At 62.1% G+C, this 21,417-nt stretch carries 19 protein-coding genes; 12 read left to right on the forward strand and 7 right to left on the reverse strand.

Translation table 11 applies throughout. The features are described from left to right. Window positions 1-4: 4 nt before the first annotated feature. From GPJ75_RS16510 to GPJ75_RS16545, 8 genes are all read left to right on the forward strand, one after another. On the forward strand, window positions 5-874 hold the full coding sequence (locus GPJ75_RS16510; protein ID WP_246249091.1) for an ABC transporter permease: 870 nt from the start codon (window positions 5-7) through the stop codon (window positions 872-874). Between the two features lie 14 nt (window positions 875-888). Further along, window positions 889-1,878, forward strand: a complete 990-nt coding sequence (locus GPJ75_RS16515; RefSeq protein ID WP_163269431.1) for an ABC transporter ATP-binding protein — start codon at window positions 889-891, stop codon at window positions 1,876-1,878. Then, window positions 1,878-2,909: an ABC transporter ATP-binding protein gene (locus GPJ75_RS27415; protein ID WP_246249092.1), complete on the forward strand. Its 1,032-nt coding sequence runs from the start codon at window positions 1,878-1,880 to the stop codon at window positions 2,907-2,909. Before GPJ75_RS16515 ends, GPJ75_RS27415 begins: the two co-directional genes overlap by 1 nt. After that, window positions 2,906-4,852 (forward strand): oxidoreductase, encoded by a 1,947-nt coding sequence (locus GPJ75_RS16525; protein WP_281354820.1) that lies wholly within the window; start codon window positions 2,906-2,908, stop codon window positions 4,850-4,852. The genes GPJ75_RS27415 and GPJ75_RS16525 overlap by 4 nt, the downstream gene beginning before the upstream one ends. 71 nt (window positions 4,853-4,923) lie before the next feature. Then, entirely contained in the window at window positions 4,924-6,378 is a 1,455-nt protein-coding gene (locus tag GPJ75_RS16530) for an aldehyde dehydrogenase family protein (RefSeq protein WP_163269434.1), read from the forward strand. Window positions 6,379-6,389: 11 nt separating this feature from the next. Next, window positions 6,390-6,989, forward strand: a complete 600-nt coding sequence (locus GPJ75_RS16535) for a glutathione S-transferase family protein (RefSeq protein WP_163269435.1) — start codon at window positions 6,390-6,392, stop codon at window positions 6,987-6,989. Between the two features lie 77 nt (window positions 6,990-7,066). Continuing rightward, the gene (locus tag GPJ75_RS16540; protein WP_163269436.1) at window positions 7,067-8,041 is read left to right on the forward strand and encodes a LysR substrate-binding domain-containing protein; all 975 of its coding nucleotides are present in this window, start codon (window positions 7,067-7,069) and stop codon (window positions 8,039-8,041) included. A gap of 95 nt (window positions 8,042-8,136) precedes the next feature. Further along, the gene (locus GPJ75_RS16545) at window positions 8,137-8,955 is read left to right on the forward strand and encodes an IclR family transcriptional regulator (RefSeq protein WP_163269437.1); all 819 of its coding nucleotides are present in this window, start codon (window positions 8,137-8,139) and stop codon (window positions 8,953-8,955) included. A gap of 37 nt (window positions 8,956-8,992) precedes the next feature. Here the strand turns inward: GPJ75_RS16545 and GPJ75_RS16550 are convergent, their stop codons facing one another. The 7 genes from GPJ75_RS16550 to GPJ75_RS16580 all read right to left on the reverse strand — a co-directional run bounded on the left by GPJ75_RS16550 (window position 8,993) and on the right by GPJ75_RS16580 (window position 17,196). Beyond that, on the reverse strand, window positions 8,993-9,358 hold the full coding sequence (locus GPJ75_RS16550; protein ID WP_163269438.1) for a cupin domain-containing protein: 366 nt from the start codon (window positions 9,356-9,358) through the stop codon (window positions 8,993-8,995). After that, window positions 9,355-11,145, reverse strand: coding sequence for a thiamine pyrophosphate-binding protein (locus GPJ75_RS16555; RefSeq protein ID WP_163269439.1), 1,791 nt, complete (start codon window positions 11,143-11,145; stop codon window positions 9,355-9,357). Before GPJ75_RS16555 ends, GPJ75_RS16550 begins: the two co-directional genes overlap by 4 nt. Before the next feature lie 35 nt (window positions 11,146-11,180). Next, complete coding sequence (locus GPJ75_RS16560; protein ID WP_246249094.1) at window positions 11,181-11,912, reverse strand: SDR family NAD(P)-dependent oxidoreductase; 732 nt, start codon at window positions 11,910-11,912, stop codon at window positions 11,181-11,183. A gap of 154 nt (window positions 11,913-12,066) precedes the next feature. Further along, on the reverse strand, window positions 12,067-13,050 hold the full coding sequence (locus GPJ75_RS16565; protein WP_163269440.1) for a Bug family tripartite tricarboxylate transporter substrate binding protein: 984 nt from the start codon (window positions 13,048-13,050) through the stop codon (window positions 12,067-12,069). Window positions 13,051-13,163: 113 nt separating this feature from the next. Beyond that, window positions 13,164-15,152 (reverse strand): oxidoreductase, encoded by a 1,989-nt coding sequence (locus GPJ75_RS16570; protein WP_163269441.1) that lies wholly within the window; start codon window positions 15,150-15,152, stop codon window positions 13,164-13,166. A 58-nt stretch (window positions 15,153-15,210) separates the two neighbouring features. Further along, a complete protein-coding gene (locus tag GPJ75_RS16575; RefSeq protein WP_163269442.1) occupies window positions 15,211-16,725 on the reverse strand; it encodes a tripartite tricarboxylate transporter permease in 1,515 nt (504 codons plus the stop codon). 15 nt (window positions 16,726-16,740) lie between these two features. After that, window positions 16,741-17,196, reverse strand: coding sequence for a tripartite tricarboxylate transporter TctB family protein (locus GPJ75_RS16580; RefSeq protein WP_163269443.1), 456 nt, complete (start codon window positions 17,194-17,196; stop codon window positions 16,741-16,743). 196 nt (window positions 17,197-17,392) lie between these two features. Between GPJ75_RS16580 and GPJ75_RS16585 the strand changes: the two genes are divergently transcribed. From GPJ75_RS16585 to GPJ75_RS16600, 4 genes are all read left to right on the forward strand, one after another. After that, entirely contained in the window at window positions 17,393-18,088 is a 696-nt protein-coding gene (locus GPJ75_RS16585) for a GntR family transcriptional regulator (protein WP_163269444.1), read from the forward strand. Further along, window positions 18,085-19,515, forward strand: a complete 1,431-nt coding sequence (gene tcuA / locus GPJ75_RS16590) for an FAD-dependent tricarballylate dehydrogenase TcuA (protein WP_163269445.1) — start codon at window positions 18,085-18,087, stop codon at window positions 19,513-19,515. The genes GPJ75_RS16585 and tcuA overlap by 4 nt, the downstream gene beginning before the upstream one ends. Continuing rightward, window positions 19,505-20,590 (forward strand): tricarballylate utilization 4Fe-4S protein TcuB, encoded by a 1,086-nt coding sequence (gene tcuB, locus GPJ75_RS16595; RefSeq protein WP_163269446.1) that lies wholly within the window; start codon window positions 19,505-19,507, stop codon window positions 20,588-20,590. The genes tcuA and tcuB overlap by 11 nt, the downstream gene beginning before the upstream one ends. A gap of 136 nt (window positions 20,591-20,726) precedes the next feature. Continuing rightward, the gene (locus GPJ75_RS16600) at window positions 20,727-21,335 is read left to right on the forward strand and encodes an O-methyltransferase (protein WP_163269447.1); all 609 of its coding nucleotides are present in this window, start codon (window positions 20,727-20,729) and stop codon (window positions 21,333-21,335) included. The last annotated feature ends 82 nt before the right edge of the window (window positions 21,336-21,417 follow it).

Below are 21,417 nucleotides of genomic sequence, written 5' to 3' on the forward strand. Positions count from 1 at the left end.
AAACTTGAGCGCGGAGGCAGGACCGCGCCGGGCAGCCTTTTTCCGCACCCTCGGGGACTGGCCGATCCTGCCCATCATCCTGCTGTTGCCGATCATCCTCTTTGGCGTGTTCGGCCCGTTGATTTCGCCCTACGATCCGTCGGCGGTAAACCCCGCCGTGGCGCTCAGGCCGCCTTCATGGCTGACGGGAGACGGTTTGGCCCACCTGTTCGGGACAGACTATCTCGGCCGCGACGTTTTCAGCCGGGTGATCGCGGGCGCGCGGGCCTCCCTCCTCGTCTCCTTCTTCGGCGTCGGCATCGCCGGAATTGTCGGCATCACCGTAGGGCTGATATCCGGCTATTTCGGCGGCTGGCTCGACACGGTTCTGATGCGGCTCGTGGACATCCAGATGTCGATGCCTGCAATCCTGCTCGCGCTGCTGATTTCCGCTGCGCTCGGCTCGGGATTGGTGACCGTCATTGCCGTGATCGCCATCGTCTTCTGGACGAACTACGCCCGCGTGGTGCGCGCCGAGACATTGAGCGTCAAGTCACGCGACTATGTTGCGATGGCGCGGGTGCTTGGATGCCCCGACGTAAGGCTCATTCGAAGGCACATCCTGCCCAATGTGATCGACAGCGCGTTGGTGGTCGCTTCGCTGCAGCTCGGCGCTGCCGTCATGCTCGAAGCCTCGCTGTCCTTCCTCGGCCTCGGCGTACAGCCGCCTGCCGTTGCCTGGGGCAAGATGATCGCGGAATCTAAGCTCTATCTTGCGACGGCCTGGTGGCTGCCCTTCTTCCCGGGCGTCGCGCTCGTAGTGACCGTCCTCGGCACGAACATGTTCGGCGACTGGCTTCGGGATAAACTCGATCCTCGCCTGCGGAACACATGAGGATCCGGAGAGAGATGACACAGGCACCCCTCCTTTCGGTCGAGGATCTGCGGACCTACTGCTACACGCGCGCCGGCGTTGTGAAGGCGGTGGACGGTGTCAGTTTTGCGCTTGAGCGCGGGGATTCGCTCGGCCTTGTCGGGGAAAGCGGCTCCGGCAAGAGCATGACTTGCAACTCGATCTTGCGCCTTCTGCCCAGGCCCGCCGCGCGGACCGTCGGCGGGCGTGTGCTCTGGGACGGGCGTGACCTGCTCACGCTTTCCGAGCGCGAGATGCGCTCCGTGCGCGGACGGGAAATCGGGATGATCCTTCAGGATCCGCTGATGTCGCTGAACCCGGTCTTCACGATCGCCAATCAGGTAGGCGAGCCCTTTAGATTGCGCGGCGCGGCGAAGAGCCGCTCGGATCTGCGCGAAAAGGTGCTGGATGTGCTGCGGCAGGTCCATATCCCTTCACCTGAGGCAAGGCTGAGCCAGTATCCGTTCGAGTTCAGTGGCGGCATGCGCCAGCGCACGGTTGCCGCGATTGCGCTGGCTGGCAGTCCGGGCCTCTTGATCGCGGACGAGCCGACCACCTCGCTGGACGTGACGATCCAGGACCAGTTTCTGAGACTCCTGCGGGAGTTGCAGGAAGAGACGGGCATGGCGCTGATTCTGGTCACGCACGATCTGGGGATCGTCGCCGAGACCTGCAACAAGGTCGCCGTGATGTATGCCGGCAAGATCGTCGAATTCGGCGATGTACGACAGGTGCTCAGATCACCCGCCCATCCATACACGGAGGCCCTGCTGAAAGCGCTTCCGGTGCCCGGGACGCGGCAGAAGCGGCTCTATCAGATACCTGGGGAGCCGCCCAACCTGCTCGATCCTCCCGCCGGCTGCGCGTTTGAGCCGCGCTGCCATCGTGCCATGCAGGCATGCAAGAACGCCCGCCCGCCGATCAAGAGGCTTTCCGATGGGCGACAAGCGGCGTGCCTCGCACTCGAAGCCGGGGAGGTTCAGTAGTGGGAACCATTCTCGAACTGCGCGACGTAAAGAGATACTTCGGGATCCGCTCAGGAGGTTGGGTGGGCGGCGGCGGCGAGAAGCCGCTCAAGGCCGTCGACGGAGCCAGCTTCTCAATCGCCAGCGGGTCCAGCTTCGGCATTGCGGGAGAATCGGGGTCGGGCAAGTCGACAATGGGCAAGCTCATCCTGCGCCTCGACCGTCCCACCGGGGGCGCGATCGAATTCGAGGGTCGCGACATCGGCAAGCTCGATGCCGAGGGGGACGCCTGGTATCGGACCCGCGTGCAGGCCGTCTTTCAGGATGCTTCAGGTTCGCTCGACCCGCGGATGCGCATCTTGGCCATTGTCGCCGAACCGCTGGAAATTCATGCGCGCACCGGTCCAAACCGCTTGGGCAAGGCCGAAATCCGCGAGAAGGTCGAGGACATGCTGGCGCAGGTCGGCCTGCCCAAACGTGTGATGGACAACTATCCGCACGAGCTGTCCGGGGGGCAGAAGCAGCGCGTGGCGATCGCCCGGGCGATGATCCTCGAACCGACGATGCTGGTGCTCGACGAGCCCGTCTCCGCGCTCGACGTATCGATCCGGGCGCAGGTTCTGAACCTGCTCTCCGATTTCCAGGACCGCTACGGCCTGACCTATCTCATGATCTCCCATGATCTAGCGACGCTCGGACATGTGAGTTCCCAGTTGGCGGTGATGTATCTGGGGCGGATCGTGGAAATCGGGGACACCGAGGAGATCTACGAGCGACCCCTGCATCCCTACACAAAGGCTCTTTTCAGGGCGATGCCACTGCCCGATCCGAACCGGAAAAAGAGCGCGCCCAGCCTGCGCGGAGAAATTGGCTCGGCGCTCGATATTCCGAAGGGATGCCGTTTCTGCCCACGTTGCGACGAAGCAATGCCGGTCTGCAGCGCTGTCGATCCCGAGCTTGTCGATGTGGGCGCAGGGCGGCAGGTCGCGTGCCATCTGATTGGCGGGTCTCAACACACGAAGGCCACGCACCAAAGAGGTTCCAACGAATGAAGCTTTTTGAACCGGGTTGGATCGGAAACCGCAAGCTCAAGAACCGCGTGATTATGTCGGGTGCGGGCATCGGCGCGCTGATTGACACCGACGGAAGCCTCTCGCAGCGCGGGATCGACTATTTCGTCGAGCGCGCCCGCGGCGGCACCGCAATGATCACCACAGGGTCGGTCCGCGTATCACGCCATTTCGAGAAGGATCCGCTGAGCCCGATCCAGACCTCCCTCATGCTGGACAACAAGGTTTATACCCGTTGGGTGCATGAACTCAGCCAGGCAGTGCACGACTACGGCACGAAGCTGTGCGTCCAGCTGGCGCCGGGGCTCGGGCGCTGCATGAGCAAGCCGGATCTGATGAAGGGCATTCAGCCCTATGGTGCCTCCGCTATACCCTGCCTCAACGACCCCAAGCGGCTGACCCGCCCGATGAGCAAGGACGACATCAACCGGATGCTCGATGATTTCGAGCGGGCGGCAGGCCTCATCAAAGTCGGCGGGGCCGACATGGTCGAGTTGAACTGCCACGCCGGCTATCTCTTCGACCAGTTCATGACGCCGCTCTGGAACAAGCGAGAGGATGAATACGGCGGGAGCCTGGAGAACCGGCTGCGGCTGATCGTGCAGGTCGTGGAGCAGCTCAAGGGTGTTTTGGGCAGCAAATTCCCGGTGACGGTGAAATATGCGCTCGACCACTATCTTCCCGGAGGCAGAGAGGCGCCGGAAGGGGTCGAGATCGCGCGCGCACTGGAAGCAGCCGGGGTCGACGGGCTGATGATCGATGCCGGCTGCCGTGAAACGCAATACTGGACGCTGCCATCCGAATTCCTGCCTGAAGGCTGCACGTTGGATCTCGCGCATATGGTCAGCGAGGCAGTGGACATCCCGGTGATCGCGGTGGGCAAGCTCGGCAATCCCGAGATAGCCGAGGCGGCATTAACCTCCGGCAAGGCAGATTTCATCGCCCTCGGCCGCACGCTGATTGCCGATCCGCATTGGGCTAATAAGGTGCGCGAGCGTCGTTTTCTCGACATTGCGCCGTGTGTCGACTGCTTCGAGGGCTGTCACAAATACATCCACGACGGCAAGCGGATCGGCTGTGCGGTGAACGCGGCGACGGGCAACGAGCGTGAAATGCGTCTCACCCCAGCAGAGCAGAAGAAGCGGGTTCTGGTGATCGGTGCCGGACCCGGCGGCATGGAAGCGGCGCGCGTGGCCGCCCATCGCGGCCACCGTGTCACGCTATGGGAAAAGGAAGGCGGGGTGGGCGGCAACATCGGGCCAGGCTCGTCCCCGCCCTTCAAGGAGATTTACCAGCGCCTGACAGCCTATCTCGTCCATCAGATGGGAAAGGAAGGCGTCGACGTAGTGTTGGGCAAGGAGGCTACGGCAGAGAATGTCGCGGAAGTTTTACCGGACATCGTGATCGTTGCCGCGGGTTCCGCGCCCATCGTGCCGCCGATCCCGGGCGTTGAGAGAGACCATGTCGTCGCTGCCAATGATGTTCTCACCGGCAAGGCTGGATGCGGGCAGAAGGCGGTGGTCGTGGGGGGTGGCGTCGTCGGGTGCGAAACCGCGCTTCATCTGGTGCGGGAAGGACGTGAGGTGACGATCATCGAACGCCTGAGCGCGATTGGCGGCGACATGTACTACATCAACCGCATGCATATGCTCAAACTCCTCCAGGACGAGGGCGTCCGCGTTCTCACGGAGGCCAGCGTGCTTGAAATCGATGACGCCGGTGTCCGCTACACTGACAACTCAGGGGCTGAGCATCGGATCGGTGCCGATACAGTCATTCTCGCTGTGGGCTTCCGCCCGCGCCGGGAAATCGTGGAGGCGCTGGAGAGCGGCCCGGCCGAGGTGTTTTCGATTGGCGATTGCGTAGCGCCACGCAAAGTGGCCGAAGCGATGCAGGAGGGCTACCGCATCGCCCGCATAATTTGAGTTTTTTGGCAGCGCTGCCTGTCGAATGGCCGCATGCCCTGTTCCTTAGATGTCCATGTCGGAGACGATTGATGTCCTACAGCTTCGAAACCAGTCAGGTGGGGGCGCAGCCGGTTTGCGGAATGCTCCTCGGTGGCGGCTGGGTTCCCGGTGAGGGCGCTGCGAGCGAGATTCTCGACAAGTACCGTCTGTCGCCTATTGGGCAGTTGCCGGCAAGCTCGGGCTCACAGATTGCGCGCATGATCGAAATCGCGCATGAAGCCTTTGAGGGAGACCGGCTGACGCCGCACGAGCGCGGCCGGATTCTCGATGCGGTGGCGGAGCTTGTCGAGGCACGCCAGGCCGAGTTCGTGTCGGTCATGCAGCCGGAGACCGGCTTTGCGACGGCGGACTGCATGGGCGAGATCGGGCGGACCGTACAGACCTTTCGCCTGGCGGCCGAGGAGGCGCGCCGGCTCGCAGGCGATGTGCTGCCTGTGGCGGGCGCGCCGGGGCAGGGCAGGCGCTTGGCTTTCACGTTGCGCGTTCCGCTCGGCGTCGTGCTGGCGGTCACGCCTTTCAATGCGCCGCTCAACACGGTGGCACACAAGCTCGCGCCCGCGATTGCCGCCGGCAACACAGTGGTGCTCAAACCGGCTGGCCAGACGCCCCGCACCGCCTGCCTGCTGGCCAACTGCTTTCTTGAGGCGGGGCTACCCGAGGGCTATCTGCAGGTCTTCCACGGGGGCGGCCCGGCGGTCTCCGCCGCCATGGCGGATGAACGGGTGCGCTACATCGCCTTTACCGGATCGACCGAGGTTGGGAGGATCATCCAGGGGCAGGCGGGTTTGCGGCGCACGCAGATGGAGCTGGGCTCCATCGCCTTTACGCTGCTTGCCGAAGACTGTGATCTCGAAGCGGCGCTGCCGAAGGTGATCGGGGCCGGCTACCGCAAGGCCGGGCAAGTCTGTACCTCCGTCCAGGTTCTGATGGTTCATGAACGCCTGCAGGACGAGGTCGAAGCACGCATGGCCGAGAGCGTCATGGCTTTGAAATACGGCGATCCCGCCGGCGAGGGATGCGTGACCGGCCCCATGATTTCGCTAGCCGATGCAAAGCGTGTCGAGAACTGGGTCAACGAAGCAACCGCATCCGGCGCGCGCCTTCTGGCCGGCGGCAAGCGCGAAGGTGCGGTGGTTGCGCCGACATTGCTCGCCGGTGTCGGGCCGAACATGAAGGTGGGGTGTCGAGAGGTCTTCGGGCCTGTTATCGGGATCGAAAGCTTCTCCGACCTCGATGCCGCGATCGCGCGCGTGAATTCCACGCCCTACGGGCTGGCTTCAGGCATATTCACCAATCGGCTTGACGCCGCTTTTGCGGCGGCCCGGCGCCTCAGAGTCGGTGGCGTGCATGTCAACGAAACGTCGTCGTCGCGGCTCGACATGATGCCTTATGGCGGTTCAAAGGATAGCGGCTTCGGCCGCGAGGGCCCGTATTACGCCATGCGCGAGATGAGCGAAGAGCGCGTGGTAAGCTTTACGGTCTAGTGATGGACGGGATGCTGACGCTTCTTCAAACGCCGGCTTCACCTTTTGCTCGGAAGGTGCGCATGGTGGCGATCGTGCGCGGCGTGCCGCTTGCGCTCGAAGAGGCGAAGGTTGATCCTGCGAAGCGCAATGCTTCTCTTGGCGCCCTCAATCCGCTCGCCAAGATCCCTGTGCTGATCGCTCCCGAGGGACCGATCTATGACAGCCGGGCGATCTGCCGCTATATTGATGCGAAAGGAGAGGGGGCAGGGCTCTATGCCGGCCCCGATGTCTGGGCGATTCTCAGGCTCGAAGCGCTGGCCGACGGCATCATGGATGCCGCGGTGATTGCCCGGTACGAGCTGGCGATCCGTCCCGGCAACCTTGTCTGGCAGGATTGGGCTGCGGCGCAGTTCGCTCGCATCGAGGCCGCGCTCGATTGTCTGGAGGCGAGGACCGAAGACCTCCAAACGCTGCATATGGGTACGATCGGCCTTGCTGCCGCGCTCGAATATCTCGACTTCCGGCACCCCAAGCTCCACTGGCGGAAAAGGCGACCGGTTCTTGCGAAATGGCTTGAGGGCGAGGCGGCGACCGAGCGTATGCAATGCACGCGTTATTCGGCATTCTGAGGAGATTTGCGATAATGTGAGCGGATGGCTGGACAGGAGTATCCTTCCGGGCCCATTCTCCCATGGGAGGAAAATGTATGGATATCCGCCAACTCCGCTATTTCGTTCATATTGTGGACTGTGGCAGCCTTTCACGCGCGGCGCGTGAACTCTACGTCGCACAGCCCGCTCTCAGTCAGCAAATAGCCAAACTCGAAGCGGAGGTGGACAGGCCGCTCTTGAACCGTTCTTCCAAGGGTGTGGTCCCGACGGACAACGGGGTGGCGCTCTATCATCACGCGCGTTTCATGCTGCGCCAGTTCGACCAGTCCGTCGAGATCGCGCGCGGTGAAGCCGGGCCTGTGCAGGGCGTGGTGACGGTGGGGCTGCCGGCAACAACAGTCGCTGCGATCGGCTTGCCGCTGGTGAAGCGCCTGCGCGAACGATTCCCGAACATCCTGCTCAATGTCGTTGAAGGGATGAGCGGGCATATCGGGCAACTCATGCGGCTCGGTCAGCTCGATATGGCGGTGCTCTTCAGTCGCGAGCCGGCGCTTGAAGCCATAATTGAGCCCCTGATGGTGGAAGAGCTTTTCCTGATCCTGCCGGAGCAAAGTTGGCTGGTCCCTGGCGGGGTCGACCATGTCAAACTCGCCGAGGCAGCGGCGCTGCCCCTCATTCTGCCGACGCGCGACCACGGCCTGCGGCAACGGATTGAGGCAGAGTTCGAGAATCGTGGCCTTTCAGCTGGTGTCGTGGCCCAGGTGGATTCTTTGTCGCTCGTCATGGATTGCGTTCACGATGGGATGGGTGCCACGATCAAACCAATGGGTGCAATTATGAAGGAGAGTGCCGGCGGGCGACGCTTCCGGCACCTGGCTTTTCGCGACCTCGTCTTCCGGCGGCGCAATTTCCTCTATACTCTGCCTCCGGGACAGCTGACGCCTGCGGCCACGGTTGTGGTTGCCGAGCTGCGTGAAACCGTGCGCTTGTTAATCTCCGACAAGATTTGGCCGGGCTTTGAAGGCGTATTCCCGGAGCCATCCCTCTTTCCGGAGGCGATCGCTTCCTGAGCAGTTGTGGTCCCCAGACATAGGATTCAAATCTGGTCAAACCCCAGAGCGTGGTGTTAGAGCTTCGGCAAGCAAGAACGGTGCCGAAACCGCCGATGGAAAAGATGAACACAAGCGACAGCAAGCCTATAGTCCGCGGATCGGGTATCCAATCCCTCGAGCGTGGCGCCGCAATTCTTGATGCGGTGGCCGGCAGTCCTGACGGTTTGGGGCTTACCGAGATCAGCGGTCGCGTTGGCCTCCACACCAGCACTGCATTCCACTTGGTCAAGACATTGGTCGGGCTTGGTTTTCTGTCTCAGGACGGAGACGGCAAGAAATACCGTATCGGAACCCGGCTGTTCGGACTTGCCTCCGGCGCGTCCAGAGAGCGGACCCTGCTCAATTTCGGTCTGCCCGTACTTGAGCAGCTTAGTGCGCTGACGGGCGAGACATCGCATCTCGCCGTCAGGGAGCGCGCTGACGTGATCGTTGTGGCGCGGACGGAAGGGGCAGGGCTCCTCCAATTGTCCGAGCGCGTCGGGATTACACGGCCGATGCATGCGACCGCCCTGGGCAAGGTGCTCCTGGCATATATGCCGGAGAAGGAGCGGGACGAATTGATCAAGGCTCTGCCGCTCAACCGCATTACGGAAAACACAATCACCGATCCCGGGAAACTTCGCCGCGAAATGGAAATCGTGCGCAGCGAAGGCATCGCCCATGATCGCGCCGAGTTCGACCCGGATCTGCGCTGTATCGCCATGCCGGTCTGGGATTTCACCGGCCGCTGTGCTGCTGCAATCGGCTTATCCGGCCCTGCCTGGCGGATGACGCCGGATGTGATCGGCAAGCGGGTCCCAAAGCTCGAAGAGGCGGCGCAGCAACTGTCACGGGCGCTCGGACACCGCGCGTTAGAACCGGCGAACGCATAAGAGAAGACGGCCAAAGCCATCTCCCATCGGATATTCCTCACTCGTCCCGCGCCGGCGCGGTGACGACGATGAAAGTCAGGTCGCCAAGCCCGGTGTTTTCTATGGAGTGCCAAGTGCCCGGAGCAATGAAAATGACGTCGTGTTTGCGAACGACGCTCTTTTCGCCGTCGATCTCCATCAGCCCTTCCCCCTCGAGGATATGATAGACCTGTTCCTGGAGGTTGTGGACGTGGCGCTCGACATAGGCCATCGGCTGATAGGTCGAGATGCGGTAGTCGATGTGCTGAGTAGCTGCGCTTTCGGGCGTGACAAGGCCCTTTGAGAGGGCGGAGCCGAAATGTCCCGGATACTGCTGCCAAGACACTTCGGCAATGTGCCGGATGAAGGACTTGCGTTCGCTCATCTGACTTCCCCATTAGGCTGCCAAGGCTTGCCGAAGATGGGCTCCTTGGGCGGCAGAGGCGGCAATTCCCACGAGCCTGTCGCCGGCGGACGGATATCCGCGTCCACATGTACGTCGATCAGAACGGGTCTGTTCAGCTTCACGGCCTCTTCAAGGGTGCCCCCGAAGTCCCGGCTTCGGGTCACCGTATAGCCCACGACGCCGCTCGCCCGCGCCCATGCCGCAAAGTCAGGATTGTACTTCGCACCCGATGCGTTGTGATAGAAGGCAGTGCGGTATTCGCGGCCGCCGAAATACCCGTATTGCAGGTCGCGGATCGCGCCCCAAGCGAAATTGTTCCAGACGACGAAAACGACGGCAATGTCATATTCAACCGCTGTGCACAGCACATGCGGCACCATGGTGAAACCGCCATCGCCGCTGATCGAGACCACGGGCCGGTCGGGCGCTGCAAGCTTGGCGCCGAGTGCCGATGAAGGCCCGAAACCCATCCCCGAATAGCCCCAGGTGTTGAGCATGGACTGCGGCCGGCGCGCCTGCCAGAACTGCATGTACCAATTGTGGTGCACGCCGGAGTCGAGCGTGATGATGGTGTCCTCGGGCAGCACTTTCAGGCTGTCGGCGACAATGCGTTCCGGCCGAATGGGGCTTGCATGCTCGGCAAATCCCGGCGCGACATATGCTTCCCACTCTGCGCGCCAGCCAGCAATCTCCGCGAGCCAGGGGGCGAGACGGTTGTCGCCGATCTCGCGGCCCTCCAGTTCGCCCAGAACCTGCTCAAGGAACGCACGAGCGTCGGCCACAATCGGCAAGTCCGGCGTGTAGTTCCGGCCTAGTTCCGCGTGGTCGACGTCTACATGGATGAGCTTGGTCTTCGGGAAGTTCCAAGAATAACCGGGCTTCCAGCTCGACGCCGACCGGTCATCGAAACGTGCGCCGATGGCCAGAACAAAATCGGCGTGACGGCCGGCCTGGTTCGCCTGATAGGCGCCGTTGCGGCCGATAAAGCCAAGCGAGAGCACATCTTTCATGTCGAAGCAGCCCATGCCGTTGGGCGAGCTGATGACAGGGATCGAAAGCTTGTGGGCCAGTTGTGTGAGCTCGGCCGAGGCCTCGGAGAGGGCGATACCGTGGCCGATGAAGATCACCGGTCGTTCCGCCGCGAGGAGCATGTCCATCACCCGCTTCACGTCCTCCAGGCTGGCGCCGCTGCGGCGCCGGCCGAAGGCATTGCCGCGCGGCTCGGTCGCGACCTCGGCTTCTTCCTGGAAGAGGTTATAGGGGATGTCGAGATTGACCGGACCGGGCCGGCCCGTCGTCATCGCTGCCGCAGCCTGTCGCATGGCGAGCGGCAGCATCTCGACACGGGAGGGTTGGAAACTCCGCTTGACCACCGGTTTGATAACACTGTTGAAATCGGCGTGATGATGAAGGTTCAGTTCCTGGAACGGTCCCCGGTTGAACTGGCTGGTGGGCACGTTCGCCGTGATGGAATAGACGGCGGAGCTGTCGGTCTGGGCTACCGCGAGAGCCATGATCTGGTTCGCCGATCCGGGGCCGGTTGAGGTCAGCGTGGCCGCCGGCTGGTGTGAGACGCGGAAGAAACCGTCGGCCATGTGAACGGCGGTCTGCTCGTGGCGCGGCGAGATCAGCGCAATGTCGTCCCGGCGTTCGTAAAGGCAATCCAGAAGCCCCACATTGCCATGCCCGCATATGCCGAAGACATGGGTGATTCCCTCCTTGATGAGAGATTCGGTGATGATCTCTCCGCCTTTTTTTCGTGTCATCTCGGTCAGCTCCATGCAGTGATTATCGCCAGGCGTCAGATCATGCCGCCGTTCGGCTGGACGATCTGGCCATGGACCCAAGACGCAGCATCGGAAGCGAGGAAGCCGACGACGGCGGCAACTTCCTCGGGACGTCCGACGCGGTTGAACGGGCTCATCGCCGCGGACCGTTCCACAGCGGCGGTATCCTTGCCGGCGCGGAACAGGTCGGTGTCGACAGGACCGGGCGCGACGCCGTTCACGCGCACCTTGCGCGGCGCGAGTTCACGGGCCATGGAGCGCAACAGGCTTTCGACGGCGGCCTTGGAGGCCGTATAGGGACCGACGCCGGGGATACCCATGCGCACCATGGATGTGGTGAGGCCGATGATCGTGCCGCCGTCGCGGACATGGTTCGCTGCCGCGTGAAGAACGTTGAAGGCACCGACGATGTTGACTTCGACAAGGTTTGCAAACCGCTCATGCGGGAATGTGCCGACCGGTGCCGGGGGCACATTGATGCCGGCATTGGCGACGACGCACGCCGGCGCTCCGCCGAATTCGGCTTCGGCCTGTGTGAAAATGCGTTCGATTTCCTCGGGGCTACGAATATCGCACTCGTAGCAGGATGTCCTCGCCAGGGCTCCACCGGGAACCGGGTCGGGTTTGGCCGAAGTGTAGGTGAGCACGACGTCGTAGCCGTCGCGGGCGAGCGCTTCGACGATGGCTGCGCCGATGCCGCGCGAGCCGCCGAACACGATTGCAGTCTTGGAATTCATTTCGTCCATTCCCGTTGCCTGTTTTTCTGTCAGAGTTTCGGTGCCGTCAGAGCCCACCGCGGACGGAGATGGCTGGATGCGATGCGGCCAATCGGGTCACGCGCTTAAACCGAGTGGCGTGGGCAGCCCCCGATCCGAATGACCGGGGGCAAAGCAGAGCACTTCATTTATTCAATTCGGTGGGAATACCGAGATCGGCTATGATCCCGGCAAAGTTTTCTTTGACCTTTTTCAGATAGGCGGTGAGTTCGGTGTGGCCGCGATATTCCTTGGCCGCGATCAGCTTGGTGAGGGTTTCTCCGAACTCCGGTGTTTCCATTGCTCCATGGAAGGCATCGTCGAGCTTGGCTATGATCGGCTCCGGTGTGCCGGCAGGCGCAACGATGACGCTGACCGCATGGGCGTCGAAGTCGTAGCCGAGTTCAGGCAGCGTCGGTACATCCGGGAAAGCCGGCATGCGGGTGTCGGAAATCACCGCCAGCAGGCGCATGTTCCCAGCGCGGACGTCCTCTACCCACTGCGTCGAACCGACTGCGGCGTTAACATGGCCGCCTAGCACTGCGGCGAGGGTATCGCGCGCGCCAGGATAGGGGACGTGGGTCCAGTCGAGACCGGCTTCCTTGCCGACATACTGCATCGCCACGTGCATGGTCGAACCTGCGCCCGAAGTAGCGTAGGTGATTTTCCCCGGATTTGCCTTGGCATCCGCAATGAACTCTTCAAAAGTCTGCCACGGTGAGTCGGCCTTGACCACGACGCCCGTCACGCCCGACGAAAACTGCATCACAGGCGCAAAATCCTCCTGCGTGTAGTCCATCTTTCGCATGGTGAGCATGCGGCTCAGCGGCGTGTCGACGACCGAGGCGAGGGTGTAGCCATCGGGTGCCGCCTGAGCCAGAACGCCGAGCGAAACAGCGCCTGCTACGCCGGGCTTGTTGACGATATTGATCGGCTGGCCAAGCTTCTTCTCAACCAATTCGGAGAGGTGGCGCGTCATGACGTCCATGTTGTCGCCGGGGTTGTAGCCGACGAGAATCGTGATCGGCTTGGTGGGGAAGTCTTGTGCGGCTGCGCTGGGCGCGGCCCCGAGAATGGCACTGAGCGCGAGGCCAAAGACCGCGCCCAAAGCATTGAGCTTGAATTGCATTTCAACTCCTCCTTCTGTCGATAGCCCACCAGCCGGAATTTCGGCTGAACAGGCGGTCCCCCTCCCAGGGGTTGTGTTCCGGCCGGGCCTGCTGGTCCGAACGGAGGGTCCCGTCAGATCGAACGTCCAACCTCGAAGCCGTCCCAGACGGCTTTCATGATGTTCCTCGGTCCGTCGCAATCACCGATCGAATAAACTTCGCCAGGAAAGCTCTGAACGAGTTGGACGTAGAGCTCTGGTTCGGCTTTGACGCCGACGGCCATAACCACTGTGTCGCAATCGATCTCCTCGCGGGCGCCATCAGCGCGGCTGACCACCACCGACCCCACTCGCACCTCTTCGAGAGCTGTATCTGTGAGGATCGGAACCTGATGGAATGCAAGCAGGTCGAGCAGCATGTTACGATTGGCGCGCGCCACGGGAATTGCCACCGGGCGCGACAGCCGTTCGACTATCCTGACGCGCTTGCCCTTCCTGGCGAGCCACAGGGCAAGTTCGCAGCCGTTCTCTCCAGCGCCCACGACGATGACGTTCTCGCCTGTCTCGTACCTGCCCAGCAGTACGCCCGTGCTCGGCACGACATGCGGAAGGTCGGCGCCCGGAAGTTTTGGCATGATGTCCGTGGAGCCGCTGGCCACAACTATGACATCCGGCCTTTCGGCCTCCACGATCGCGGGTGTAACGGCGGTGCCGGCTCTGACGGGGATATCGAGATTGGAGAGCTGCCGCTGATACCAGGTATTGAGCCGCCCAACGTCTTTCTTGTCATCCGGAACCGACGCGTCGCGCAGATGGCCGCCGAGTTCGGTCTCCTTCTCGTAAAGAATGACTTCGTGCCCCCTCGCGGCAGCGACACGTGCGGCCTCCATGCCCGCGGCACCGCCGCCTGCAACAAGCACCTTCTTCTTGACGAGTGCCGGGGAGGGAGTGTGGGTGCGCTCGCGTCCGCACGCAGGGTTCACGGTGCATGAGTTCAGATCGCGGCCATGGATGACCTCCGTGCAGGCCTGGTGACAGCCGATGCAGGGGCGGATGTCTTCCACATGGCCCGCGCGCACCTTGTTAGGCCAATAGGGATCTGCGAGCAGGCCCTTGCCGATTGCGACGATATCGGCCTCGCCGGATGCAATGGCGCGTTCCGCCATGTCCGGAACGTCGAGACGACCGACGGTCATGACGGGTATCGTGACCACTTTCTTGACCATGGCCGACATGGACAGCATGCAGCCATGGTCCTGATAGATCGGCGGGTGGGTCCAATAGTGGCCCGCGAACGCGCCTGCATCGACGGCCAGCCCGTCGAAGCCGGCCTCCTCGAGAAGCCTTGCCATCTCAAGCCCCTCGTCGATGTCGCGACCCACTTCCGTGAATGTCTCACCCGGCAGGCCGGCATCGTGCAGAGACTTCATGTAGTGCTTGAGCCCATAGCGATAGGTGACGGGAAAATCCTCGCTGACGCGGCTCTTGATCTCGCGCAGGATTTCGAACGGAAAGGTCAGGCGGGCACACAGATCGCCGCCATATTTGTCGTCGCGCCTGTTCCAGAAGGAGCAGGTGAACTGGTCGAGTAGGAAGCCGCCATGACCGTGCAATTCGATGCCGTCGCAACCGGCGCGGGCAACGATCTCAGCGGCGCGGCCGTATGCTTTCACAAGCGCTTCGACCTCCTCGGTTTTGAGCGCCCGGCAAGTGATCTTCGGGTCACCGAAGTTCGGCACGGCGGAAGGCGCGACGGGACCTCCCCTGATGGTGCCTGGGCGCGCCTGGCTGCCAAAGCCAGGAGAGAGCTGAACGAAAAACTTCGCGCCGAGCGAATGAACCGCCTCGGTCAGGTCCGCGATTGGACGAATGAACGCTGCCCGCACGGGACCGCGCTTGCGGCTGGAATGTTCGATCTCATCCTCGACCTTGAGCATGCCCGTGTGCAGCAGGCCGGCCCCACCCTTGGCGCGCTCTACGAAATAGTCGACGTAGCGCTGGGTGGGCAGCCCCTCCTCATCCTGCAGGGCGGGGAAGCCCATGGGCGCCATGGCGATCCGGTTCTTGAGGCGGACCTTGCCAATCGTAAGTGGTTCGAAAAGGTGAGGGTACTTTATCTGCATATGCAGTATTCCCTGATTTGAAGTTGGTGCATGGCGCATCGTTCCCTTGCAATTCTGGCTACTCGGCCCCGCGAAACTGGCCCCGCGCACGGCGCCTAGCGCGCAGATACGGGAGTACGTTCGAGATCAGGATGAGGAGCACCAGGAGAAGGATGGCGCCGGAAATCGGCCGCGTGACGAAAATGGAGAAATCGCCGCGCGAGATCAGCAGAGACTGGCGCAGATTCTGTTCGAGGATCGGACCGAGCACGAAGGCCAGAACGAGTGGCCCGGCATCGTAGTGGAATTTCCGCATCACATAGCCGACGCCCCCGAACACAAGCATCACAAGAACGTCAAATGTAGAGTTGTTCACCGAGTAGGCCCCGATGAGGCAGAACAGGAAAATGAGCTGGTAGAGCATCCAGCCGGGCGTCTTGAGGATTTGCACCCACACGCCGATAAGTGGCAGGTTCAGAATGAGCAGCAGAACGTTCCCCACATACATGCTCATCACTAGGCCCCAGAAAATCTGGGGATGGTTGCTGATGAACATCGGCCCCGGCTGAACGCCCTGAATGACCAGAGCCGCAAAGAGCATTGCCATGATCGGGCCGGTGGGCAGGCCGAGGGAAAGCAGGGGGACAAGACCTCCACTTGCCGCGGCATTATTGGCCGTTTCCGGACCGGCTACGCCTTCGATCGCGCCTTTGCCGAATTCTTCTGGGTGCTTGGAGATGCGGCGCTCGATGGCATAGGACGTGAAGGTCGCGAGCACGCCGCCCCCGCCGGGAAGAATGCCGATGAAAAAGCCGATAAGCGTGCCGCGCACGATCGGCCACTTTGCGCGCGCCCAATCGGCCATTGTCGGCCAGAGGTTTTTCACCCGAGTTTCCGTCGGGCGTACCTTCGTTTCCCGTCCTTCCAGATTCTCGAGAACCTCGGCCACGCCAAACAGGCCCATGACGACGGGAACGATGCCGATACCGTCGCTCAGTTCGTTGATGCCAAGTGTGAACCGGGGCAGCGCGGTGACGAGGTCAAGTCCCACCCCGCCCAGGATAAACCCAACGAACGCCATCATCAGGGCTTTCAGCGTCGAGCCCTGGGAGAGGTGGGTAACAAGCACCAACCCAATGCAAATGATGGCGAAATATTCCGGTGGGCCGAATCTGAGCGCCATCGAGGCGAGCGGCTGCGCGACGAGCATGAGGATTAGCACGCTGACCGTGCCGGCAATGAACGATCCCCAAGCGGCAATGCCCAATGCGGCGCCTGCGCGGCCCTTGCGCGCCAACTCATGGCCGTCGATGCAGGTGATGATCGAAGTCGCCTCGCCGGGGATGCGCACGAGGACGGAGGTGATCGTCCCGCCATATTGGGCGCCGTAATAGATGCCGGCGAGCATGATGATTGATGCCTCGGGCGACACATACATCGTGGCCGGCAGAAGCAATCCCATTGCACCAACAGGACCAATGCCGGGAATGACGCCGATCAGCGTGCCGATGACGACGCCAAGCGTGCAGAAAAGAAGGTTCTCCGGCCGGAAGGCAACGCCGAGCCCGAGGGCGATATTCGATAAGATGTCCATCTGGCGCTGCCTCCGTCAAAAGCCCCAAGGACCGACCGGAAACTGGCTCTTCAGCAGAAACTGGAAGATCAATTGGGTCAGTGCGGTGCTGACAAAGGCGAGAAGGGTGATGAGAACGTAGCGTTTCGGCTGGACCAGCCAGAACAGCACGAACATGAGCGCAAATGTGCTGAGACCGTATCCAAGAAGCGGAAGAACAAGCGCGTAAAGGACGAGCGCGATGAAGCTCGGCAGTACCCTTGGAACCGCTGCGAGGGGACCTACCTCGTCATCCGTCGCTTCTACACCCTGGAAGGTCGTGCGGACGATGTGCACCAGCGACAGGAAGCCGAGACAAAGCGCCGATACGAATGTCACGAATCCAGCACCGGGGTTTGCAGGAGTTCCCAGTCCAAGCCGCATCGACTCCGCCATCACCAGAGCGGCAAAAAACAGCCAGAACATCCCTCCGGCCTGCTCGTAGATTTTCATGATCCTTCCCCGATCGCGCGGCTGTCCATCAGCGACCACGCTGGATGTCGGCCAGGCCACTCCACTCCTAAAATTTCAATATTAGAAATAGATTCCGATAATGTGAGAAGTCAACTCGAAATTCCAGTTGTCTTTCTGCGGGACGACAACTATCGTCTCCAGAGGTATCCAATCGTATACAAAAGCTGACGTTCTCATGGCAAACCAGCAAGATGCGACTCACCACGGGCAAGCGGTCTATTTTCGCCTGCTGGACGAGATTCGCCGCGGCGACCTGTTGCCGGGCGCGCGACTGCGCGAGATGGAGCTGTCGGAGAGATTGGAGATCTCGCGCACACCCGTGCGTGAGGCGCTGCGGCGGCTTGAAGCGGATGGGCTCGTTGTCCATCAGCCGCGCCTTGGCGCCGTGGTGCGCAGGCTTGGCTATGCGGAGATCATGGAGCTTTACGGGATGCGCACTGTTCTCGAGGGAACGGCGGCGCGGCTTGCCGCGCGGGCGGCCTCGCAGGTGGAACTGGCCGAGCTGTGTGCCCTGAATGAAGAGTTTGCCGAGGTGCTCGACAACGAGGTGCAGGCGGCCGAGGTCAATCGCCAGTTCCACGCCACTCTGCTGGATGCCGCCAAGAACCGATTCTTGCGCAAGTCCGTCAGCGCTCTGCAGAAGACAATGCTCATTCTCGGCCGCTCTACGCTTACCGATGCAGGGCGGGCGGAGGCAGCTTACCGTGAGCACCAGCGCATCCTGGACGCCATACATGCGCGCGACGGAGCGGCGGCGGAAGCGGAGATGCGCGCGCATATCGAGGCGGCACAGCTCGTGCGCCTCAAGGCCCTGCGGGCGCTTGATCGCGACGAAGAAGAATCGCTCTGGATCGATGGGGAGGGGCTATGAACCGGCTGGAGCCGCCGCGCCATTCATGGGATGTCGTCGTTGTGGGTGGAGGGAATGCAGCCCTTTGCGCTGCTCTCTGCGCTGCCGAAGAGGGCGCGCGCGTGCTCGTGCTCGAGGGGGCGCCCAAACCCTATCGTGGCGGGAATTCGCGCCATACCCGCAACTTCCGCTGCAAGCATGAAGGGCCTCTCTCTGTTCTCACCGGCACCTATGGCGAGGACGAATATTTCCAAGACCTGATGCTGGTGACAAAGGGCAAGACCGATGAAGATCTGGCGCGCTTCACGATCCGCGCCTCCGAGGAATGCCTGCCCTGGATGGAAGCCCGCGGGGTTCGTTTCCAGCCCTCCCTGTCTGGCACACTGTCCTTGAGCCGGACCAACGCCTTTTTTCTCGGCGGAGGCAAGGCGCTTGTCAACGCCTACTACAACGCCGCCGAAGATCTGGGGGTGTCCGTTCGTTATGAAGCCCAAGTCAGCCATATCGCCGTTGAGGCGGACAGGTTCAAGCATATCGAAGTGAGTTTCTCCGGCGGGCCGGTGGAGCGCATTTCGGCGCGTGCGGTGGTGCTCGCCTCCGGGGGCTTCCAGGCCGACCGGGAATGGCTGGTAAGCGCCTGGGGGCCGGCCGCCAGAAACTTTCTCATCCGCGGCACACCCTACAACCGCGGTGTGGTGCTGCGCGATATGCTGGATCAGGGATGTGAAAGCGTCGGCGATCCAACGCAGTGCCATGCGGTGGCCATTGACGGCCGCGCACCCCAATACGACGGCGGGATCGTTACGCGCCTCGACTGCGTGCCATTTTCGGTCATGGTGAACCGGGATGCGGAGCGCTTCTATGACGAAGGCGAGGATGTCTGGCCCAAGCGCTACGCAATCTGGGGGCGCCTCGTCGCCGGACAGCCGGACCAGGTAGCCTACGCGATTATCGATTCCACATCCCTTGATCTCTTCATGCCATCGGTCTTTCGTCCGGTGGTGGGGCAGACCATCGAGGAACTGGGTGAAAAGCTCGGCCTCGATCCTGCAAAGCTCGCCAAAACCGTCGGCGGTTTCAATGCCGCCTGCAAGCCTGGCGCCTTCACCCCGACGGAACTGGACGGGCTATCGACGGAAGGTCTTGATCCTCCCAAGACCAACTGGGCACGACCCGTCACGGAGCCGCCTTTCTATGGCTATCAACTGCGGCCAGGGGTCACCTTCACCTATCTCGGCCTCAAGGTTGACAAGACAGCGCGCGTTCAGACGCCCTCCGGCGCTCTCTCAAATGTCTGGGCGGCCGGCGAAATCATGGCCGGATCAATCCTTGGGCAGGGCTACCTTGCCGGGTTCGGCATGACGATCGGCACCGTCTTTGGCCGTATCGCGGGACATGAAGCGGCTCGCCACGCTCTCAATGATCGGGAAATTGCCGATGTTGCTTGAACTCTCCCAGGACGATTCCGGCTCAACTGCCGAAGCCCGGCGGCAGATCGAGATATGCAACGCATGCCGCTATTGCGAAGGCTATTGTTCCGTGTTTCCGGCGATGACGCGCCAGAAGATGTTCTCCGACGGCGACATCACGCATCTGGCGAACCTCTGTCACAACTGCCGGGGCTGCTACTACGCCTGCCAGTACACCGAGCCGCATGAATTCGCGCTGAACCTTCCCGCGGCGCTGGCCGAAGTCCGTCAGGAAAGCTGGGAGCGGCTGGTTTGGCCGGCGCCATTTTCGCGCTTGTTCCATACGCATGGCGTGGCAATTGCGGGGATGCTGGTCGCCGGCATCTCGGCCTTGTTTGCCTTGATTGCCGCCCTGCCGGAGAGTGCGGGCGACGGGTTCTACGCGCACCTGTCGCACAACGCGATGGTCGCGGTTTTCACCCCGGGATTCCTGCTGCCGCTTGTTGCCGTCGCCATCGGCCTGTACCGGTACTGGCGGGACGTCGGTGCGGGGCCTATCACGCTGCCCGACATCGGCAACGCCTTTGCCAGCGCTGCAACACTGCGGAACCTCGACGGCGGACAGGGGCAAGGCTGCAATTTCGAGCGCGAGGACCGCTACACCGACCTCAGGCGCTGGTTCCACCAGGCCGTGCTCTACGGCTTCCTTGCCTGCTTCGCGGCGACGTCGGTGGCGACGCTCATGCACTACTTTCTTGACTGGCAGGCGCCCTACGGCCTGTTCACGCCGCCCAAGCTCTTGGGCGTGCCAGGCGGTATCGCGCTGGTGATTGGCACCAGCGGACTTGTTTGGCTTAAGATGCGGGCTGATCCCAAGCTTGGCGCAAGCCGGGTTTGGGGAGGCGAGGTGGCATTCGTGCTGCTGCTCGGTCTCGTGGCGGCTTCCGGGCTGGCGCTATATGCAGCCACCGGCACCTTTGCGGTGTCCAGCCTTTTGGCGCTGCATCTGGGTTCGGTGCTGGCCTTGTTCCTGCTGCTACCCTACACGAAAATGGTTCATGGCTTTTTCCGCATCGCGGCGCTGCTTGCCGAGGAAGCAAAGCGGAAGGGATGAGTTCTGGGCGGCATGCGCCGCGGGTACCGCCATCTGGAGCCCTTCGCGTACCACGAAGATTTGCGGATAGACTGGCGCCGGGTGCGAAGCTAGGCTCCGAAAACTCCCATTCTCCAAAAGCTTCTCGGGGACTTCAATGGATGACAAGGTCACGGCGGTGCTCGACGCCTACCACGAGCTGATCCAGGAGCAACGTCAGAGCCCGCAGCAGGCGCGGCCTGAGACGGGAGAGGATAGGCGGCTTCTTGCCGTGGGACCACAAACGGGGCGGCTGCTCAACGTTCTCGCCAGGAGCCAGAAAGCACCGAATATTCTGGAACTCGGCACGTCCTATGGTTACTCGGGCATCTGGCTGGCAGAAGCTGCGCGCGCGGCCGGAGGCCGGCTGATTACGATGGAGATGCATGACTATAAGTCAGCCTTCGCGCAGGACATGGCGGCCAAAGCGTGTCTTGCCGATTATGTCGACTTCAAAGTCGGCGATGCCGTTCAGTTGATCGATGACCTGGCAGTGGGGCTGGATTTTGTGCTCGTCGATCTCTGGAAGGATCTGTATGTCCCTTGCCTCGAAGCCTTCTATCCAAAGCTGAACCCCGGCGCGATCATCGTCGCGGACAATATGCTGCGGCCCGGTGGTGAAAATGTCATGCACTACGGCAGGGTCGTGCGCAAAATGCCCGGCATTACGAGTGTGCTCCTGCCGGTCGGGTCGGGGATCGAGGTCAGCCGCTACCAGCCGGAATGAATTTCATCGCCAGATGACTGACGGCCAGCGCTTACATGCCCCGCGCAGGGGGTAGATAATCAAAGCCCGAAGTCAGGCCATT

This window comes from Chelativorans alearensis (genome assembly GCF_010993735.1).
Lineage (GTDB): Bacteria > Pseudomonadota > Alphaproteobacteria > Rhizobiales > Rhizobiaceae > Chelativorans > Chelativorans alearense.

What these genes read in the sequence shown, in the direction of transcription:
- GPJ75_RS16560 (WP_246249094.1), bottom strand. Translation starts at nt 11,912, where the DNA reads ATGGACGAAATGAATTCCAAGACTGCAATCGTGTTCGGCGGCTCGCGC.
- GPJ75_RS16535 (WP_163269435.1), top strand. Translation starts at nt 6,390, where the DNA reads ATGCTGACGCTTCTTCAAACGCCGGCTTCACCTTTTGCTCGGAAGGTG.
- GPJ75_RS16575 (WP_163269442.1), bottom strand. Translation starts at nt 16,725, where the DNA reads ATGGACATCTTATCGAATATCGCCCTCGGGCTCGGCGTTGCCTTCCGG.
- tcuA (WP_163269445.1), top strand. Translation starts at nt 18,085, where the DNA reads ATGAACCGGCTGGAGCCGCCGCGCCATTCATGGGATGTCGTCGTTGTG.
- GPJ75_RS16570 (WP_163269441.1), bottom strand. Translation starts at nt 15,152, where the DNA reads ATGCAGATAAAGTACCCTCACCTTTTCGAACCACTTACGATTGGCAAG.
- GPJ75_RS16580 (WP_163269443.1), bottom strand. Translation starts at nt 17,196, where the DNA reads ATGAAAATCTACGAGCAGGCCGGAGGGATGTTCTGGCTGTTTTTTGCC.
- GPJ75_RS16565 (WP_163269440.1), bottom strand. Translation starts at nt 13,050, where the DNA reads ATGCAATTCAAGCTCAATGCTTTGGGCGCGGTCTTTGGCCTCGCGCTC.
- GPJ75_RS16555 (WP_163269439.1), bottom strand. Translation starts at nt 11,145, where the DNA reads ATGACACGAAAAAAAGGCGGAGAGATCATCACCGAATCTCTCATCAAG.
- GPJ75_RS16540 (WP_163269436.1), top strand. Translation starts at nt 7,067, where the DNA reads ATGGATATCCGCCAACTCCGCTATTTCGTTCATATTGTGGACTGTGGC.
- GPJ75_RS16545 (WP_163269437.1), top strand. Translation starts at nt 8,137, where the DNA reads ATGGAAAAGATGAACACAAGCGACAGCAAGCCTATAGTCCGCGGATCG.
- GPJ75_RS16600 (WP_163269447.1), top strand. Translation starts at nt 20,727, where the DNA reads ATGGATGACAAGGTCACGGCGGTGCTCGACGCCTACCACGAGCTGATC.
- GPJ75_RS16550 (WP_163269438.1), bottom strand. Translation starts at nt 9,358, where the DNA reads ATGAGCGAACGCAAGTCCTTCATCCGGCACATTGCCGAAGTGTCTTGG.
- tcuB (WP_163269446.1), top strand. Translation starts at nt 19,505, where the DNA reads ATGTTGCTTGAACTCTCCCAGGACGATTCCGGCTCAACTGCCGAAGCC.
- GPJ75_RS16515 (WP_163269431.1), top strand. Translation starts at nt 889, where the DNA reads ATGACACAGGCACCCCTCCTTTCGGTCGAGGATCTGCGGACCTACTGC.
- GPJ75_RS16530 (WP_163269434.1), top strand. Translation starts at nt 4,924, where the DNA reads ATGTCCTACAGCTTCGAAACCAGTCAGGTGGGGGCGCAGCCGGTTTGC.
- GPJ75_RS16525 (WP_281354820.1), top strand. Translation starts at nt 2,906, where the DNA reads ATGAAGCTTTTTGAACCGGGTTGGATCGGAAACCGCAAGCTCAAGAAC.
- GPJ75_RS16585 (WP_163269444.1), top strand. Translation starts at nt 17,393, where the DNA reads ATGGCAAACCAGCAAGATGCGACTCACCACGGGCAAGCGGTCTATTTT.